This is a genomic window from Paraburkholderia sp. BGA-UO-ETr-F12, from assembly GCF_059567945.1.
Genome location: NZ_JCAQOZ010000066.1, coordinates 145,533 through 161,493, shown reverse-complemented (window position 1 = coordinate 161,493; position 15,961 = coordinate 145,533). Strand labels below are relative to the sequence as shown.

Below are 15,961 nucleotides of genomic sequence, written 5' to 3'. Positions count from 1 at the left end.
GGGCCGCTGATATGTCCTCTACAGCGACGTATTTCGATGAACTCTACAAAAGCAGCGACGACCCCTGGCACCTGCGCGAAGGCTGGTACGAGCACCGCAAGCGCTCGCTCACGCTTGCCTTGTTGCCGCGTCCGCGTTATCGCAACGCGTTCGAGCCGGGCTGCGCGAACGGCGAATTGACGGCCGCGCTGGCAAGCCGATGCGACGCGCTGCTCGCCGCCGATCTGCACGAAACGGCCGTACGTCTTGCACGCGAACGGGTGGCCGGCTTGCCGCAGGTCTCTGTGGAACAGCGCAGGGTGCCGCAGCAATGGCCGACCGAGGCGGGGCCGTTCGAGCTGATCGTGATCAGCGAACTTGCTTACTACCTTGACGCAGCCGATCTCGAAACATTGGCCGCGCGAATTGCGGCGTCGCTCACGCCGGACGGCACGTTGCTCGCATGCCATTGGCGCCGGCCGTTTGCCGAGGCGCTTGCCTCCGCCGATGCCGCGCACGCGTTGTTCGATGCGCGCTGCGGCCTGTCGCGTCTCGCGCATCACGACGAAGCCGATCTGCTGATCGACGTCTGGTCGTACGACGCGCGTTCAGTCGCGCAACGCGAGGGGCTTCTATGATCGGCGTGATCGTTCCGGCACATAACGAAGAGGCTCTGCTGGCCCCATGCCTTGCCGCGTTGATCGAAGCATCGCGCCATGCCGGTCTGGCCGGCGAGCCGGTGCGGATCGTGACCGTACTCGATGCCTGCAACGATTTTTCCGACGTGATCGCGCGTGCTTACGGTGTCGAGACCTTGACGTTGAAGGTGCGCAATGTCGGCATTGCGCGCGCGACGGGTGCCGATTTTCTGCTGGCGGACGGCGCCCGCTGGCTCGCTTTCACCGATGCCGACAGCCGCGTGTCGCCGGGCTGGCTGGTCGCGCAGTTGTCGCTGGACACGGACGCAGTGTGCGGCTCGATTGCCGTCGACGACTGGGCCGCTCACCCCCACAGCGTGCGCGAATATTTCCGCAAGACCTATGTGGATGCCGACGGCCATCGCCATGTGCACGGCGCGAATCTCGGCGTCTCGGCCGAAGCGTATCGACGGGCCGGCGGCTTTCCGCCGCTCACGTGCAGCGAAGACGTCGCGCTGGTCGATCGTTTGATCGCGACTGGCGCCCGCATCGCGTGGAGTGCCGCACCGCGCGTAATCACTAGCGCACGCACGGCGACGCGCGCTCGCGGCGGCTTCGGCGATACGCTCGCTGCATTGGCGAGCGGCTAGCACGTTGGGCGGTCCGGTTCAGGCTCGCTTGACGAAGTGGGCGCCACTCTCTCTCCTTGTGTCGCATCGGCCAGCGCATCGGCCAGATGAGCGTGAGCCGCAAGACCGACTTAGGCAGAGGCACTTTACCCCCGGCCACCCCGCGAGATTTCTTCACCGGCGCCATGCGGCATGCGCAGCGTCACGGGAATCGACGCGAACGAACACAGGCCCACCACCAGGAACGCGGGCCAGAAATCCGACCACGTGATGCTCGGATGGCCATGCAGTGCGCGCGAAATCTGCAGCACGATACCGCCTATCGTCACGCCCAGACCGAGCGACATCTGCTGCACTACGCTGCCGAGACTCGTGGCGCGTCCTACATCGCGGCTGGCGATTTCCGCGTACGTCAGCGAGTTGAGACTCGTGAACTGCAGCGCCGGGAAGAAGCCGCCGAGCAGGACGACGAACCAGATGATCCAGGTCGGCGTGCCGGGAAAAAACAGTCCGCACGCGGCGATCGATATGCCTGAGAGCGCCGCGTTCACCACCAGCACCGAACGGAAGCCGAACCGATGAAGCACGCTTGACGCGACCGCACGCATGAACATGCCGCCGAATGCGGACGCGCAGGTGATCAGGCCTGACTCGAACGCGCTCATGCCGTGTCCTTCCTGCAGCATGAGCGGAAGCAGAAACGGCAACGCGCCGAGGCCGATACGAAACAACGATCCGCCGAGCACGCTCGCCTGGAAAGTCGGCACCTTGAAAAACCGCAGATCCAGCAGCGGAAATTCGACGCGCTGCGCGTACACGACATAGCCGAGAAGCAGGACGGCGCCGCTCGCGCACATGCCGAACGCGTTCTGATTCGAAATGAGTTCGCCGCCCACCAGCGACAGTCCGAGCAGAAGCAGCACCGCGCCGGCCGCCGACAGAAAGAAGCCAATCCAGTCGAGCGGCCCGGGATCCGGTTCGCGTGTGTTGGCGATATAGCGGTTGGTCAGATAGATGCCGAGAATGCCGATCGGCACGTTGATGAAGAAGATCAGACGCCAGTGCAGATAGGTGGTGATGAAGCCGCCGAGCAGCGGCCCGGCGGCCGGTCCGAGCAACGCGGGGACGCTCAGATAGTTCATCGCGCGGATGAAGTCGGACTTGTGCACCACGCGGAAGATGATGATTCGCCCGACCGGCACCATCATCGCGCCGCCGACGCCTTGCACGAAGCGGGCGAGGGTGAAGGTGGGCAGGGAGTTCGACGCGGCGCACAGCAGCGAGCCGCCCACGAAAATGCCGATCGCGGTCCGGAAGACCGTGCGCGCGCCGAAGCGGTCGGCGAGCCAGCCGCATACCGGGATGAACACGCCGAGACCCAGCACGTAGCTCGTTACCGCGATTTTCAGCGTGACCGGATCGCGCCCGAAATCGCGCGCCATGGCGGGCAGGGCGGTGACGATCACATTCGCATCGACGCTTTCCATGAACATCGCACATGCGACGATAAGGGGCGCAATCAGAGCTTTCTCGACGACGGTCATGGAGGAGAGGCGATCTGCGGCGGATGGTCGCAGGCAAAGGCGTCATTATTGCACCTGTACGGTGCGGATGGTTAATTGCGCGCCGCCTATGCGCCAGCTGATGCCGCCCTTTTTGTGGATTGTGCGGGTATGGGCGTCGGCGCCGCGCAACATGCCGGCAATATTATTGATATTTGTTGCGGTGCGGCATGAGAGGACTATAATCGGGTTATTCCCTAGGTATAAACCCTATACAGGAGTCCGTCATGAACACTGCGTCCAACGCCGCTACCGTCCGCACCGCAACTCCCGCCAACACCACGTGGCTGGGCAAGCTCCGCGCACTGGCTCTGCACGCGCTCAACCTGCATCTGCAAACCTGCGCTGTGTTGGCCGAAGCGCATCGCCGCCCGCAGTAGGCGTCTCACTAACGGCTGGTAGTACGGCTGGTAGTCATCTACGGCCTGGAATCCGGAACACCAGGCAGGTCGTTGTCTCGCGCGTAGGGCGTGCCGTCGGGATCGATCAGGCGGAGCCCCCGCTGTCGTCAATTGCCGGGCGCAATGAATCACTTCGCCCTAGGCCGCGCAAATTGCACGCGCGACGTCACGGCCTTCATCCAGGCAGCTTCCCACTACCTGCTCCGGGCTCGCGGCGTCGGAAGCCCGGTCCTGCGGGCATTAATCGCTGATGCGCGATGAAACCGGACGTTCTTTGGTCGCTCGCGCGGACAGTGCGCTAATGAGAAGCGCCATCGATACCAGTCCGACCAGATAGATCCCCGCCATCACCCAATCCTGTTCTGCCATCATCATTCCCCTTCAATTGCCGCCGTTCAGGCTACGAAATCCCGGCATTGCGCCGTGCTATTGATCTCGATTACGGCACGCGAGGCGAAAATCTTGATGGATAAAATCAGCCTTTAAATCAGTGCGCGATCGGCTGATTACGACGGGGCGCCAAATCTTCGTCTCGGTATCTTCAATAAACGTTTAAAATTCTCCCCCCTGTCGAGGCTCGCGGTCCGTATCGGCACGGCAAACCAATCGGCAACTTCGACCGTTTGATGGGCGCAAGTTGCGCCGTCATGCCACGAAGCGTGTTCGGCTTCCTTCACCGATCCAGGTTAAAACCCGACGAACTGAATGACATTGGCTGACAGTGTCAACCTTTTTAACGCTTTGCCGTTATCCATTTGTAATCGCCAGAGTGAGGCGACGCCGTGGCAGACGATCCGTCGCCACGACAGCTCCAGGCAAGGCTCGCATTGACCATGTTCCACCGATATAACAACAGGTTCGACCGGCTAGGCGCGATGTTCGACCGAGTGTCCCGCGTGCTTGGCAAGCGCAGCATTCTCTCGCCCGTGCTCGCACTCGTCATTTGCGGGTTGCTGCTAGTCGTACTCCAACATCTCTCGCAAGCAGTCGACTATCGCTCGGTCGTGCGCCAGCTCCGTCACCTGACGGCAGGCGAGTGGGCCGCGGCGCTCGGCGCGACCGCGCTCAGCTATGTCGCGCTGGTCGGACGCGACGCGGTCGGCTTGCGCTACCTCGGCGCCGTGGTGCCGCGCGCCGCGCTGTGGATTGGCGCGACCGCGGGTTCCGCGCTCGGCAATGTCACCGGCTTTGGCGCATTGACGGGCGGCGCCGTGCGTGCGCGCGTCTACGGGGTGTCGAATGTCACGCCCGCGCAGATCGGCCGCATGACCGTGTTCACGAGCGTCTCGCTGGCGCTCGCGCTGGTGCTGATGACGGCGCTTGGCATGGTGTGCCTCGCCAACCCGCTCGCGGCGATGCTGCATCTTGCGCCGCTCACGCTGCGTTGGAGCGGCGTCGCGGTGCTGGCCTTGCTCGGACTCGCGGCGGCCGCCTGCCGTCGCGAAACGCGCCCGGTCCGCACGCGCTGGCAGTGGCTGTCGTTCGATATCCCGGCGCGCCGCGATCTGCTCGCCCAGGTGGCCCTCGCCGTACTCGACGTGGTGGCCGCGGGCCTCGCGCTGTGGGCGCTGCTGCCGCATGCGGATGTCGGCTTCGTGACCTTCATCACCGTCTATGCCGCCGCGATGCTGCTCGGCCTGATCGGCCACACGCCTGGCGGCGTCGGCGTGTTCGAAGCCGCCATGGTGTTCACGCTGAACGGCAGCGTGCAAACGCATCAGATGGTCGCGGCGCTGCTCGCCTATCGCGCAATTTACTTCGGTGCCCCGCTGATCGTCTCGGCGGCGCTGCTTGCCGGTTTCGAAGGCCGCGCGTTGAAAAGCCGTTTTTCGCTGCAGCATGCGGCGGCCGCGTCGAAACTCGCACCGCTGTTTCTGAGCCTGGTGACGTTCGTGGTCGGCGGCATGCTGGTGATTTCCAGCGCCACGCCCGCGTTCTGGCACCGCATCCGGATTCTGCGCGACGTGCTGCCGCTATGGGTGCTCGAAAGCTCGCAGATGCTGTGCAGCGTGCTCGGCGTGCTGCTGCTGTTCGTCGCGCGCGGCTTGCTGCGGCGTCTGGATGCCGCGTGGTGGATGACGCTGCTGCTGGCGGTATTGAGCCTCGCGCTGTCGTTGACCAAAGGACTTGCGTTTGTGGAAGCGGGCGTGCTCGGTATGCTGATCGCGCTGCTGCTGTCTACCCGTCGCCGCTTCAATCGTCATTCGTCGCTGTTCGCCGAGCGCTTTACGATGAGCTGGCTGGTGTCGGTGGCGATGGTGCTCGCGCTCGCGGTGTGGGTGATGCTGTTTGCGTTCCGCGACGTGCCTTATACGCGCGACCTGTGGTGGCAATTCGCTTTCGACGAACGCGCCCCGCGTGCGCTGCGTGCGACGCTGGCCGCCAGCCTGTTTGCCGCGACGTTCGCGTTCTGGCAGTTGCTGCGTCCCGCGGCCGGCCGTTTCGTCATGCCCCCGGCGCAAGATCTGCAGGATGCGGCGCGTATCGTGCGGGCGCAGGAGCGCAGCGACGCCGGGCTCGCGCTGATGGGCGACAAGAGCTTTCTCTTTTCCGAATCGCGCGAGGCGTTCCTCATGTACGCGAAAAATGGCCGCACGTGGGCCGCGCTTCACGATCCGGTCGGTCCGCGCGAGGAGTGGGCCGGCTTGATCAGCAAGTTTGTCGCGCTTGCGCACACGCACGGCGGCCGCGCCGCGTTCTATCAGGTGCGCGCAAACGCTTTGCCGCTTTACCTCGACGCGGGCCTCACGCTGATGAAGTTGGGCGAAGAGGCTCACGTGGTGCTCGACGATTTCGATCTGAAGGGCTCGCATCGCGCGCATTTGCGCTATGCGCTCAAGCGTGGCGAGCGTGATGGTTTTGCCGTCGAAGTGATCGATCAGGCCGACGTGCCGGCGTCGCTCGAAACGCTGCGCGAGATTTCCGATGGCTGGCTCGACAGCCGCGACGCGCGCGAAAAGAGCTTCTCCGTAGCCGCGTTCACCGACGAGTACCTCGCCGCGCAATCCGTGATGCTGGTGCGCCAGAACGGCGAACCGGTGGCTTTCGTGACCTACATGACGACCGATCTGAACACCGAGGCGACGGTCGGCGTGATGCGCCACGTGGAAAGCGCATCGCCGTATGCGATGGAGTATCTGTTCACCCAACTGGCGCTGCATCTGAAGCAGGCGGGTTTCCGCTCGCTCAGTCTCGGCATCGCGCCGCTCTCCGGCATGCAGCCGACGCCGCTCGCGTCGCGCTGGCATCGGCTGGCGGGCATCGTGTGGCGCTTCGGCGGCCGCTTCTATAACTTCCGCGGACTGCGAGCTTTCAAGAGCAAGTTCCAGCCGCATTGGGAGCCGCGCTATCTCGCGGCGTCGGGTTCGATGAGCGTGTTCTTCACGCTCGCGGACCTGTCATTGCTGGCAGGAGGCCGGCGTTCATGACATTGCAACCGTTTTTCAGGCTCGCCATGGCGGCGAGCCTCGTTGCTGGCAGCACCGCTGCTTGCGCCGCAACCACCACCACTACCACCGCTACCACCACCGCTACCACCACCGTACCCGGCGGCCGTTATGGCGACGTAACGGTGACGCAGCCGGCCGGCCCCTTGCGCGGCCTGGTGGTGCTGTACTCGCCGGCGAGCGGCTGGAGTGCCGCCGACCAGCAAACCGCAGATGCGCTCGCGAAGGCAGGCGCGATGACCGTCGGCGTGGATACGGCGCGCTATGCGGCCAATCTGAGCGCGAAAAAAGAAACCTGTCATCAACTGGTGGGCGATGCTGAGGCCCTGAGCCATCAACTCGAACGGCAATCGCAATCGAGCCGCTATTTCGCGCCGATCGTCGCCGGTACGGGGCAGGGCGCGACGCTGGCGATGCACGTGCTGGAGCAGGCGCCGTCGAATACGGTAGCCGGCGCGGTTTCGGTGGACGCTGAGCGCAATCTGGATCCGCGCTTTCAACCGTGCCCGCCGGACCCGACGATCATCCGCGACAAAGTGCCGGGCTTCGTCGAAAAGGCGACGCCTGGCAACGACGATCGCACGCAACTCGTGGCGTTGGTGACGCGGCATTTGCAGACGACCCCGGCGAGCGAAGACGACGTCTCCGATCTGCCGCTGATCGAATTGCCGGCGGCGCATCCGAACGGCCTGATGGCGATTGTGATTTCCGGCGACGGCGGTTGGCGCGATCTCGACAAGACCATCTCGCTCGCGTTGCAGAAAGACGGCGTTTCGGTGGTCGGCATCGACAGTCTGCGCTATTTCTGGAGCGAGAAAACCCCGGCGCAGACGAGCCGCGATCTCGCGCGCGTGATGCAAACCTACGGGACGCGCTGGCATGCGGAGCATATTGCGCTCGTCGGCTATTCGTTCGGCGCCGACGTGATGCCGTTCGCCTATAACCGTTTGCCCGAGGCGCTGCGCGCGAAGGTGTCGCTGATTGCGTTGCTGGGCTTCGCGCCCGACGCCGATTTCCAGATCCGTGTGGGCGGCTGGCTCGGTATGCCGGCAAGCGACAAGGCCTTGAAGGTGCAGCCCGAACTGACGCGTGTACCGCCTGCGATCGTGCAGTGCTTCTACGGTGAAGAAGAGAAGGACACCTTGTGTCCGACGCTGGCCCAAACTGGCGTCACGGTGATTCGCACGTCGGGCGATCATCACTTTGGGCGCGACTACAACGCGCTGGAACGGCGCATTCTGGACGCCTTCAAGAAACAAAGCGGCGTGCGGTGATGCGTCCGTCCGTATGACGCGTGTCGCTGGCGGTGCGCGTCATACAGGCTCAGGCGGCGCTGCCCGATCTGGCTGGCAGGGATTGACAAAGGCCGCCAAGTCAACGAAGATCATCCGCATGAACTGCCTCGACATCCGTATTGCGCTGATTATTAGCACCATTCATCGAATGGTGGGTTAGCGCGCCTCTGATCGCAGTGACAATAACCCGCCCCACGAGGCGGGTTTTTTTATGTCCGCTTGCTGCCTGCCTCCTGGTGATCTCTCTGTTGATTTGCCCTTGCCGCCCAGGAGCTTGCCTTGCCGTTACACGAACTCAATCAGGTTGCCGAAGCCGCTGACAGCGTGAGCTTGCGCCACGACTACCTGAAGAAAATCCTGACCGCGCGCGTCTACGACGTGGCCCGCGAGACCGAACTCGAACGCGCGCCGAACCTGTCGGCGCGGCTGTCCAATCCGGTTTATCTGAAGCGCGAGGACAACCAGCCGGTGTTCTCCTTCAAGGTGCGCGGCGCCTACAACAAGATGGCGCACATCCCGGCGGACGCGCTCGAGCGCGGCGTGATTACCGCGTCGGCGGGCAATCATGCGCAGGGCGTCGCGCTGTCGGCGGCGCGCATGGGCGTGAAGGCAATCATCGTGGTGCCGGTGACCACCCCGCAGGTGAAGGTCGACGCCGTGCGCGCGCATGGCGGCGCGACGGTCGAAGTCGTGCAGTTCGGCGAGTCCTATAGCGATGCGTACGGGCATGCGGTGAAGCTGCAGGAGGAACGCGGCCTGACCTTCGTTCACCCGTTCGACGATCCGTACGTGATCGCCGGCCAGGGGACGGTTGCGATGGAGATTCTCAGCCAGCATCAGGGCCCGATCCACGCGATCTTCGTGCCGATCGGCGGCGGCGGACTCGCGGCAGGCGTCGCGGCATACGTGAAATCGGTGCGCCCGGAGATCAAGGTGATCGGCGTGCAGACCGACGACTCGTGCGCGATGGCCGCCTCGCTGAAAGCTGGGGAACGGGTCACATTGAACGAAGTCGGGCTGTTCTCGGACGGCACGGCCGTCAAGCTGGTGGGCGACGAGACCTTCCGCCTGTGCCGCGATTATCTCGACGACGTGCTGCTTGTGAATACCGATGCGCTGTGCGCGGCGATCAAGGACGTGTTCCAGGACACCCGCAGCGTGCTGGAACCGGCCGGCGCGCTGGCCGTGGCGGGCGCCAAACAGTACGCCGAGCGCGAGGGCCTTGAAAACCAGACGCTGATCGCGATCACGTCGGGCGCGAACATGAACTTCGACCGCATGCGATTCGTGGCCGAGCGCGCCGAAGTCGGCGAGGCGCGCGAAGCGGTGTTCGCGGTGACGATTCCCGAAGAGCGCGGCAGCTTCCGCAGCTTCTGCGAGCTGGTGGGCACCCGCAGCGTCACCGAGTTCAATTACCGGATTGCGGATGCCAACTCCGCTCATATCTTTGTCGGCGTACAGATCCGCAACCGCAGCGAGTCGGCGCAGATCGCCGGCGCGTTCGAAGCACACGGCTTCGCCACCGTCGATCTGACTTTCGACGAACTGTCGAAGCAGCACATCCGCTACATGGTCGGCGGCCGCTCGCCGCTGGCGCACGACGAACGCCTGTTCCGCTTCGAGTTTCCGGAGCGTCCGGGTGCGCTGATGAAGTTCCTGTCGTCGATGGCGCCGAACTGGAATATCAGCCTGTTCCACTACCGCAATCAGGGCGCGGACTACAGTTCGATCCTGGTCGGCATCCAGGTGCCGGAGAGCGAGAACCGCGAGTTCGACCGCTTTCTCGCGACGCTGGGTTATCCGTACTGGGAAGAGACGCAGAATCCGGCGTACCGCTTTTTCCTCGCGTAAGCCGACGTTGCAAGGGGCGCAGGAACGAATCGGGGTTTACCTCGATGCCTCGCAAAACCATATGCCTGGTCGTCGCTCAGCCGGCCAGGCGCGATCGCCGTCTGGACAACGCCCGAGCGCATTAGCGCGCCATAGGACGGCCCAAACCGATGCATTCAATATCTCAAAACTAGATAACGCATATCCGCCATATCGCGTTGCGCGATACAGCGCATGATTGTCAAACTGCGTGCAAATCAATCGCCGCATTCAGGAGACAACTCATGCGCACCCAAGTTGGCATCATCGGCGCCGGGCCTGCGGGCCTGCTTCTTTCCCATCTTCTTCATTTGCGCGGCATCGACTCCGTCGTGCTCGAATCGCGTACCCGCGAACAGATCGAATCCACCATCCGCGCCGGTGTGCTCGAACAGCGCACGATGGACCTGCTCACCGAAGCCGGCGTCGGCGCGCGCATGAAGGCCGAGGGCGCGTTGCATCACGGCTTCGAACTGGCTTTCGAAGGCAAGCGCCGCCGCATCGATCTGACCGGACTCACCGGCCATTCGATTACGGTCTACGCGCAGCACGAGGTCATCAAGGACCTGGTCGCCGCGCGCATGGCTGCCGGCGGCGCTTTGCGCTTCGGGGTGACGGATACCTCGCTGCACGGCATCGATACCGATGCGCCGTCGATTCGCTATCACCACGAAGGCGAGGCATGCGAACTGCAATGCGACTTTGTGATCGGTTGCGACGGCTCGCAAGGGATATCGCGTACATCGATTCCGCAGGCCTTGCGCAAAGATTTCGAACGCGTGTACCCGTTTGGCTGGTTCGGCATTCTGTGCGAAGGGCCGCCGTCGTCGGATGAGCTGATCTATGCGCGCCACGAGCGCGGTTTTGCGCTGATCAGCACACGCTCGCAGAACGTGCAGCGCATGTATTTCCAGTGTGATCCTAAGGACTCTGTCGACAACTGGTCCGACGACCGCATCTGGGCCGAACTGCACGCACGCGTCGATTCACACGATGGCCAGAAAATCGTGGATGGCAAGATTTTTCAGAAGAACATTGTCGGCATGCGCAGTTTCGTCTCGGCCACGATGCAGCATGGCCGGCTCTTTCTCGCCGGCGACGCCGCGCATATCGTGCCGCCTACCGGTGCGAAGGGCATGAACCTCGCTGTCGCCGACGTGCGTGTATTGACCGAGGCGCTGAACGCGTTCTACGTTGAAAATCGCACCGATCTGCTGGATGGTTACAGCGCAACCGCGCTCAAGCGGATCTGGCGCGCCGAGCATTTCTCGTACTGGATGACGAGCATGATGCACCGCATTGAAGGCGCGTCGCCGTTCGAACAGCAGTTGCAGGTGGCCGAACTCGAATACGTGACCACGTCGCGCGCGGCGGCGACCGCGATGGCGGAGAATTACGTGGGCGTCGCGGTGGTGTAGCACGAATTGATAGCCAGCGTTTATAGAACAGGGGCCGGTTTTTTTTCGGTCAGAGGCGTTTCGCCGCGCGGAAAAAGCCCGGCAAACCCTTGATGGGCGGGCTTCTGCCATTGTAGTGTCAAAAGCAACAGTGAATTCAGGATTGGGGGATTTATCCGCGCCTGATCCCCTCCTAGACTTGCTTCATCCGCTGCACCACACATCATGTCTGCAGCGCGTGCAAGTCAATCTATGGAGGTGGTTTCATGAAATCGCTCATCAAGGCTGTTGCTTTCGCTGTTGTTCTCGGTGCCCCGATCGCTTCGTTCGCGCAATCGAATCAGCCGGTCCCGCAAAACGAGCAGGGCGCGCAAGCGCAGGTTTCCGCACAGCAAGGCGCTCGTCAGGCCGATACCAGTGGCTACGGTTCGGGCAGCCACGGCACATGGCAAGCCGGTCGCGGCAACGATACGACGGTCAGTTCCTATTCGCCGCCGGTTTATAACGCGCGCTAAGGGAATAACGAAGGAATAACGCAGGGAACGACGAAACACCGGATTTATCGCTGCGTTGCTGGACGCATTCAACATCCGCGATGTCGACCAGAAAAACGGTCATCGAAACACATTCGATGACCGTTTTTTTTACGCCTGAGCATCGCGTGCTCATTGCGCTCATTGGGGCCTATTGCGCGCGCAGCAAGGTCATTTCATTGCGTAGTAACGCCAGAAGGTCGTCGTCAGTGGGCCGCGTGCCCCAGTGGCGCGCGCCGGCCACTGATGCAATCGCGATCCACGAGTGAGGTGGAAACCATTCGCGAAGCACGACGCCGTCCTGACGCAAACACAATTGACCGGTCTGTTCGCTGTATTCGGCGGAAATGACGGCGCCGTCGATGTGTGCGGTTACACGCCTTGGATCGTTGCGTTGCAAGTCTTCGCTCCTGCAAAAGATGGGGCGCGAATGCCGGCGTGGGCCAACCGCGTCAGCGACGCCGCTACGGCCCATTCCTTAGTGATCGCCCGGCCCGTGACCGTCGCCATGGCCGTGCCAATCGCCGTGGTCGCCGCCATGACCGTGCCAATCATCGTGTGGGCCTTCACGATAGCCGCGTGCGTCGTGCCATTCGCGCTCGCGATGGCGCTCTTCCCACTCGCGCCGTTCCCAGTAGCGATGGCCGTCGTAATAACGTTCGCCGTACCAGCCGGGGCTCACCACGACCACCGGCGGCGCGGGTGCGTAGACGGGCGGCGGGGCGTAGACCGGCTCGGGTGCATAGGCCACACCCGGAATACCGATGTTCACGCCCACGTCGACGTGCGCCAGCGCGACAGAAGATGCGCCGATCCCCAGACCTGCAACGACAGCCATCGACAGCCAGCGGCTTCGTGAATTGCTCATGTTTTATTCTCGGTTTTTACGATTGAGTGTGGAGTGCGCCATGCCAGCGGCGCCTGGAGTGCTGAGGACGTTTAGTAATGGTCGTGATAGTGGTCATGATCGTGATAACCGCCTCCGGGGACGACGATGCAGCCGCCCAATGCACTCCCCAGCGTGACAGCCAGCAGGACCAGCGCGAAAATTCGTTTCATGACGATGCTCTCCCTTTATGTGTGATCAGAACTCTACTGAGCGGCGGGATTACCGGTGTGTTCGTGTGTAACAGGACGTGTCGATTTTTGCGCATGTCGACGGCGTTCAGCACAGGGGCGGGAGATCGGGCGTGACGCGGCGATTGGCCGTTCCGATGGCAAGACATTGTTGGCCAACCCGTTGAGCGCGCTATGGAAAATGTCGAAGCCGCGCGCATCCTGCGGGCTCGAGCGGGTCGCCTCACACGGGTACGAACAATCGGGACAGGCGGGACGCGGCTAATCCTTGCGCGTATGCAGAACGGATACATTCAGTTGCAGACTCGCGATGGATCGCGACATCAGTTTCTCTTAAGGTTTCATCCGTAGCATCCCGCGTGAGTACGCTCGGAATACAATTGCGGGACAAGTGCGGAATAAGCACGCACCCGGCACAAATGCGCTCCCCATTCAATCGCTTCACTGCGGCTAAATCATTTTCATGACCATGCGATCGGACCCGGCCAGTTTCTCGCGTTACGCATCAGGCTATGACGGCGTGGCCAGGTTTCTTCACTGGCTGGTGGTCTTACTGATTGCAGCGCAGTTCGTGATCGGTTGGACCATGCCGGATATCCATAAAGGCACGCGGCCCGAAGGCCTGATCGCGTGGCACCTCGGTGTGGGTGCAACGCTGATTGCAGCGGTGCTGGTGAGAATCGTCTGGCGTCTTACGCACACGCCAGCACCTGCATCGCTTTCGCCTTTTTTTCGTGTCGTTTCAAACATCACGCACGGTCTTCTTTATCTCGCGCTCGTGGTTGTGCCCGTGCTGGGATGGGCCAATGCGTCTTCGCGCGGATGGTCCGTCAAGCTGCTCGGCGTGTTGCCGTACCCGGACATCGCGCCGGTCGGCTCGTCAGTGGGACATGAAATGGGCGATATCCATGGATATCTGGCCTGGGTGTTGTTCGCGCTGATCGCGCTGCATATCGCGGCAGCGCTGTTTCATCGCCTGGTGCTCAAGGATCAGACGTTGCAGCGCATGCTGCCGTGATTGTGCCGTGATTGTGGCGATTCTGACGTCATCGCATCGCGTGCGATCGTCATGCCCGAATGCGTGATAAGCACAGAAAAAACAAGTGTTTTACGTGCGCCGTCAACACTGGTTAGATCGAGGCATCGTCCTTGAACCCAGGAGTTGCCTCGCATGTCGAATCTCAGTCTCGCGACGTCCAACGCATTGGACATTCAACCTGTCACCGGCCGCATTGGCGCGGAAATTCGCGGCGTGCGCCTGTCGGGCCAACTCGAACCGGCAACCGTCGAAGCGATTCGCGCCGCACTGCTGCGCCACAAGGTGATCTTTTTTCGCGGCCAGGCGCACTTGCAGGACAGCGATCAGGAAGCCTTCGCGAGGCTGCTCGGCGAGCCGGTTTCGCATCCCACGGTGCCGGTAGTGGAGGGCACCGACCACCTGCTCGAACTCGATTCACATCGCGGCGGCCGCGCGAATTCATGGCACACGGACGTGACGTTCGTCGATGCCTATCCGCAGGCGTCGATCCTGCGCGGCGTGACGATTCCGGAGGTGGGTGGCGACACCGTCTGGGCCAACACCGCCACCGCGTACGACGATCTGCCGCCGCCGCTCAAGGCGCTCGCCGAGCAACTGTGGGCGGTGCACAGCAATGAATACGACTACGCGAGCTATGGCAACGTCGGAGAGCGCGGCCGGGATGCCGAAGCGCTTAAACGCTATCGCGAAGTATTCGTGTCGACGCGCTACGAAACCGAGCATCCGGTCGTGCGTGTCCATCCGGAAACCGGCGAAAAGACGCTGATACTCGGCCATTTCGTGAAGAATTTCGTCGGCCTCACGCCCAGTGCGTCGGCGCATGTGCTGGAACTGCTGCAAGCCTACGTGACGCGACTCGAGAACATTGTGCGCTGGCGCTGGCAGGCGGGCGACGTCGCGATCTGGGATAACCGCGCAACCCAGCACTACGCGGTCAACGACTACGGCGATGCTCACCGCGTGGTGCGTCGCGTGACGCTGAAGGGGGACGTGCCGGTCAGTGTCGACGGGCGCCGCAGTTTTACGCGCAGCGTCGAGCCGAATCCGGCGGCGAAGGCCGCTTGAACTCGCGAGGCGTTTCGCGGCTTTAGCTCAAGCCTTCGATAGCGGCTTGCTCGTCTGTCGCCGCCTCGCGATAGCCAAGCCGCGCCGAGATCGCGAGCCCCGATTGCTTAAGCAGGGCGACGTAGTGCGATTTCGTGTCGGCGCCGCAGCGCATGGTCGGAAATGAAATCGACAGGCCGGCGATCACACGGCCAAAGCGGTCGAACACCGGTACCGCGAGACATTGCAGGCCTTCTTCCTGCTCCTCGTTGTCCTCGCCATAGCCTTGCTCACGCACCCGCGGCAGGATGCTGAGCACGGCGTCGGCGCAGGCGAGCGTCTTTTGCGTCGACTTGCGGAATTCCACGTGCGAGAGGACTTCGCGTGCTTCGGCCGGCGGCATCCACGCAAGCAGCACCTTGCCGATTGCCGTACTGTGCAGCGGATTGCGGCGGCCGATTCGCGACTGCATGCGCAGCCCGTAGTCGGCGTCGATCTTGTGGATGTAAATGATGGCGTCTTCATCGAACGCGCCGAGGTGGACGGCCTCGCGCGTGACCTGGCCGATATGGCGCATCTCGATATCGGCCTCGCGCACCAGGTCGACGCTCTCCAGCGCTTTCGCACCGAGTTCGAACAGGCGGATGGTTAGCCGGTAACGCTCGGTTTCGACTTCCTGGGTCACGTAGCCCAGCGCCTTCAGCGTCTGAATTACGCGGTGCACGGTGGTCTTCGACAGATCGAGCCGCTGCGACAATTCGCTGATGCCGATCTGCCCGCTGTCGCCGATCGCGCCGAGAATCGCAAAGACCCTGCCGATCGACGAGGCCGACTCGCCCTTGTCGTTGATCGGGCCGCCCGCGCCACCCGCGCCACCCGCGCTGTCCGCATCTTGCGCGTAGGTGCTGTCGTCGCCTCTGCGCTGTTTGCCCATTGCTGCCATTTCCATCCTTCCCCTGTTGATGCCAACCCGATCAAGAATCGCTCATGGCCCTGACCGAGCGTTCGTCGGCGTCGAGAGGATACCGTGTCCGGCGATCCGTGCAACCCGT

15 protein-coding genes are annotated in these 15,961 nt (G+C 62.8%); 10 read left to right on the top strand and 5 right to left on the bottom strand.

The features are described 5' to 3' along the window. Positions 1-11: 11 nt before the first annotated feature. The gene (locus AC57B6_RS34235; protein ID WP_028198620.1) at positions 12-617 is read left to right on the top strand and encodes a class I SAM-dependent methyltransferase; all 606 of its coding nucleotides are present in this window, start codon (positions 12-14) and stop codon (positions 615-617) included. Further along, positions 614-1,267 (top strand): glycosyltransferase family 2 protein, encoded by a 654-nt coding sequence (locus tag AC57B6_RS34230; protein WP_028198621.1) that lies wholly within the window; start codon positions 614-616, stop codon positions 1,265-1,267. Before AC57B6_RS34235 ends, AC57B6_RS34230 begins: the two co-directional genes overlap by 4 nt. 125 nt (positions 1,268-1,392) lie before the next feature. Here AC57B6_RS34230 and AC57B6_RS34225 read toward each other — a convergent pair whose 3' ends face one another. Further along, the gene (locus AC57B6_RS34225) at positions 1,393-2,790 is read right to left on the bottom strand and encodes an MFS transporter (RefSeq protein ID WP_028198622.1); all 1,398 of its coding nucleotides are present in this window, start codon (positions 2,788-2,790) and stop codon (positions 1,393-1,395) included. Between the two features lie 245 nt (positions 2,791-3,035). Between AC57B6_RS34225 and AC57B6_RS34220 the strand changes: the two genes are divergently transcribed. After that, complete coding sequence (locus AC57B6_RS34220; protein ID WP_167346792.1) at positions 3,036-3,188, top strand: hypothetical protein; 153 nt, start codon at positions 3,036-3,038, stop codon at positions 3,186-3,188. Between the two features lie 261 nt (positions 3,189-3,449). Here the strand turns inward: AC57B6_RS34220 and AC57B6_RS34215 are convergent, their stop codons facing one another. Further along, positions 3,450-3,584, bottom strand: a complete 135-nt coding sequence (locus AC57B6_RS34215; RefSeq protein ID WP_268748855.1) for a hypothetical protein — start codon at positions 3,582-3,584, stop codon at positions 3,450-3,452. A 500-nt stretch (positions 3,585-4,084) separates the two neighbouring features. On the opposite strand from AC57B6_RS34215, the gene mprF reads away from it, so the two are divergent. From mprF to AC57B6_RS34190, 5 genes are all read left to right on the top strand, one after another. Then, the gene (mprF, locus tag AC57B6_RS34210) at positions 4,085-6,637 is read left to right on the top strand and encodes a bifunctional lysylphosphatidylglycerol flippase/synthetase MprF (RefSeq protein WP_496423149.1); all 2,553 of its coding nucleotides are present in this window, start codon (positions 4,085-4,087) and stop codon (positions 6,635-6,637) included. After that, positions 6,634-7,929 carry a virulence factor family protein gene (locus AC57B6_RS34205; RefSeq protein WP_496422999.1) on the top strand — a complete coding sequence of 432 codons (1,296 nt, stop codon included), beginning with the start codon at positions 6,634-6,636 and terminating at the stop codon, positions 7,927-7,929. The genes mprF and AC57B6_RS34205 overlap by 4 nt, the downstream gene beginning before the upstream one ends. 300 nt (positions 7,930-8,229) lie before the next feature. After that, positions 8,230-9,801: a threonine ammonia-lyase, biosynthetic gene (gene ilvA, locus AC57B6_RS34200; protein ID WP_496422998.1), complete on the top strand. Its 1,572-nt coding sequence runs from the start codon at positions 8,230-8,232 to the stop codon at positions 9,799-9,801. Positions 9,802-10,064: 263 nt separating this feature from the next. Next, a complete protein-coding gene (locus AC57B6_RS34195) occupies positions 10,065-11,237 on the top strand; it encodes a 4-hydroxybenzoate 3-monooxygenase (protein WP_046569535.1) in 1,173 nt (390 codons plus the stop codon). Positions 11,238-11,482: 245 nt separating this feature from the next. Then, complete coding sequence (locus AC57B6_RS34190) at positions 11,483-11,731, top strand: hypothetical protein (RefSeq protein WP_028198627.1); 249 nt, start codon at positions 11,483-11,485, stop codon at positions 11,729-11,731. Positions 11,732-11,900: 169 nt separating this feature from the next. Here the strand turns inward: AC57B6_RS34190 and AC57B6_RS34185 are convergent, their stop codons facing one another. Continuing rightward, entirely contained in the window at positions 11,901-12,149 is a 249-nt protein-coding gene (locus tag AC57B6_RS34185) for a hypothetical protein (RefSeq protein ID WP_028198628.1), read from the bottom strand. Positions 12,150-12,227: 78 nt separating this feature from the next. Beyond that, on the bottom strand, positions 12,228-12,617 hold the full coding sequence (locus AC57B6_RS34180) for a hypothetical protein (protein ID WP_046569533.1): 390 nt from the start codon (positions 12,615-12,617) through the stop codon (positions 12,228-12,230). 672 nt (positions 12,618-13,289) lie between these two features. Between AC57B6_RS34180 and AC57B6_RS34175 the strand changes: the two genes are divergently transcribed. Then, the gene (locus tag AC57B6_RS34175; RefSeq protein WP_252889159.1) at positions 13,290-13,844 is read left to right on the top strand and encodes a cytochrome b; all 555 of its coding nucleotides are present in this window, start codon (positions 13,290-13,292) and stop codon (positions 13,842-13,844) included. Between the two features lie 153 nt (positions 13,845-13,997). Further along, on the top strand, positions 13,998-14,930 hold the full coding sequence (locus tag AC57B6_RS34170; protein WP_030102864.1) for a TauD/TfdA dioxygenase family protein: 933 nt from the start codon (positions 13,998-14,000) through the stop codon (positions 14,928-14,930). A 22-nt stretch (positions 14,931-14,952) separates the two neighbouring features. Here the strand turns inward: AC57B6_RS34170 and kdgR are convergent, their stop codons facing one another. Further along, positions 14,953-15,852: a DNA-binding transcriptional regulator KdgR gene (gene kdgR / locus AC57B6_RS34165; RefSeq protein WP_252889160.1), complete on the bottom strand. Its 900-nt coding sequence runs from the start codon at positions 15,850-15,852 to the stop codon at positions 14,953-14,955. Between the last annotated feature and the right edge of the window lie 109 nt (positions 15,853-15,961).

Excerpts from the sequence above, each read along its gene's own strand:
- AC57B6_RS34220 (WP_167346792.1), top strand. The coding sequence starts at position 3,036 with ATGAACACTGCGTCCAACGCCGCTACCGTCCGCACCGCAACTCCCGCC.
- kdgR (WP_252889160.1), bottom strand. The coding sequence starts at position 15,852 with ATGGCAGCAATGGGCAAACAGCGCAGAGGCGACGACAGCACCTACGCG.
- AC57B6_RS34215 (WP_268748855.1), bottom strand. The coding sequence starts at position 3,584 with ATGATGATGGCAGAACAGGATTGGGTGATGGCGGGGATCTATCTGGTC.
- AC57B6_RS34230 (WP_028198621.1), top strand. The coding sequence starts at position 614 with ATGATCGGCGTGATCGTTCCGGCACATAACGAAGAGGCTCTGCTGGCC.
- AC57B6_RS34205 (WP_496422999.1), top strand. The coding sequence starts at position 6,634 with ATGACATTGCAACCGTTTTTCAGGCTCGCCATGGCGGCGAGCCTCGTT.
- AC57B6_RS34170 (WP_030102864.1), top strand. The coding sequence starts at position 13,998 with ATGTCGAATCTCAGTCTCGCGACGTCCAACGCATTGGACATTCAACCT.
- AC57B6_RS34190 (WP_028198627.1), top strand. The coding sequence starts at position 11,483 with ATGAAATCGCTCATCAAGGCTGTTGCTTTCGCTGTTGTTCTCGGTGCC.
- AC57B6_RS34195 (WP_046569535.1), top strand. The coding sequence starts at position 10,065 with ATGCGCACCCAAGTTGGCATCATCGGCGCCGGGCCTGCGGGCCTGCTT.
- mprF (WP_496423149.1), top strand. The coding sequence starts at position 4,085 with ATGTTCGACCGAGTGTCCCGCGTGCTTGGCAAGCGCAGCATTCTCTCG.
- AC57B6_RS34235 (WP_028198620.1), top strand. The coding sequence starts at position 12 with ATGTCCTCTACAGCGACGTATTTCGATGAACTCTACAAAAGCAGCGAC.
- AC57B6_RS34180 (WP_046569533.1), bottom strand. The coding sequence starts at position 12,617 with ATGAGCAATTCACGAAGCCGCTGGCTGTCGATGGCTGTCGTTGCAGGT.
- AC57B6_RS34175 (WP_252889159.1), top strand. The coding sequence starts at position 13,290 with ATGACCATGCGATCGGACCCGGCCAGTTTCTCGCGTTACGCATCAGGC.
- AC57B6_RS34225 (WP_028198622.1), bottom strand. The coding sequence starts at position 2,790 with ATGACCGTCGTCGAGAAAGCTCTGATTGCGCCCCTTATCGTCGCATGT.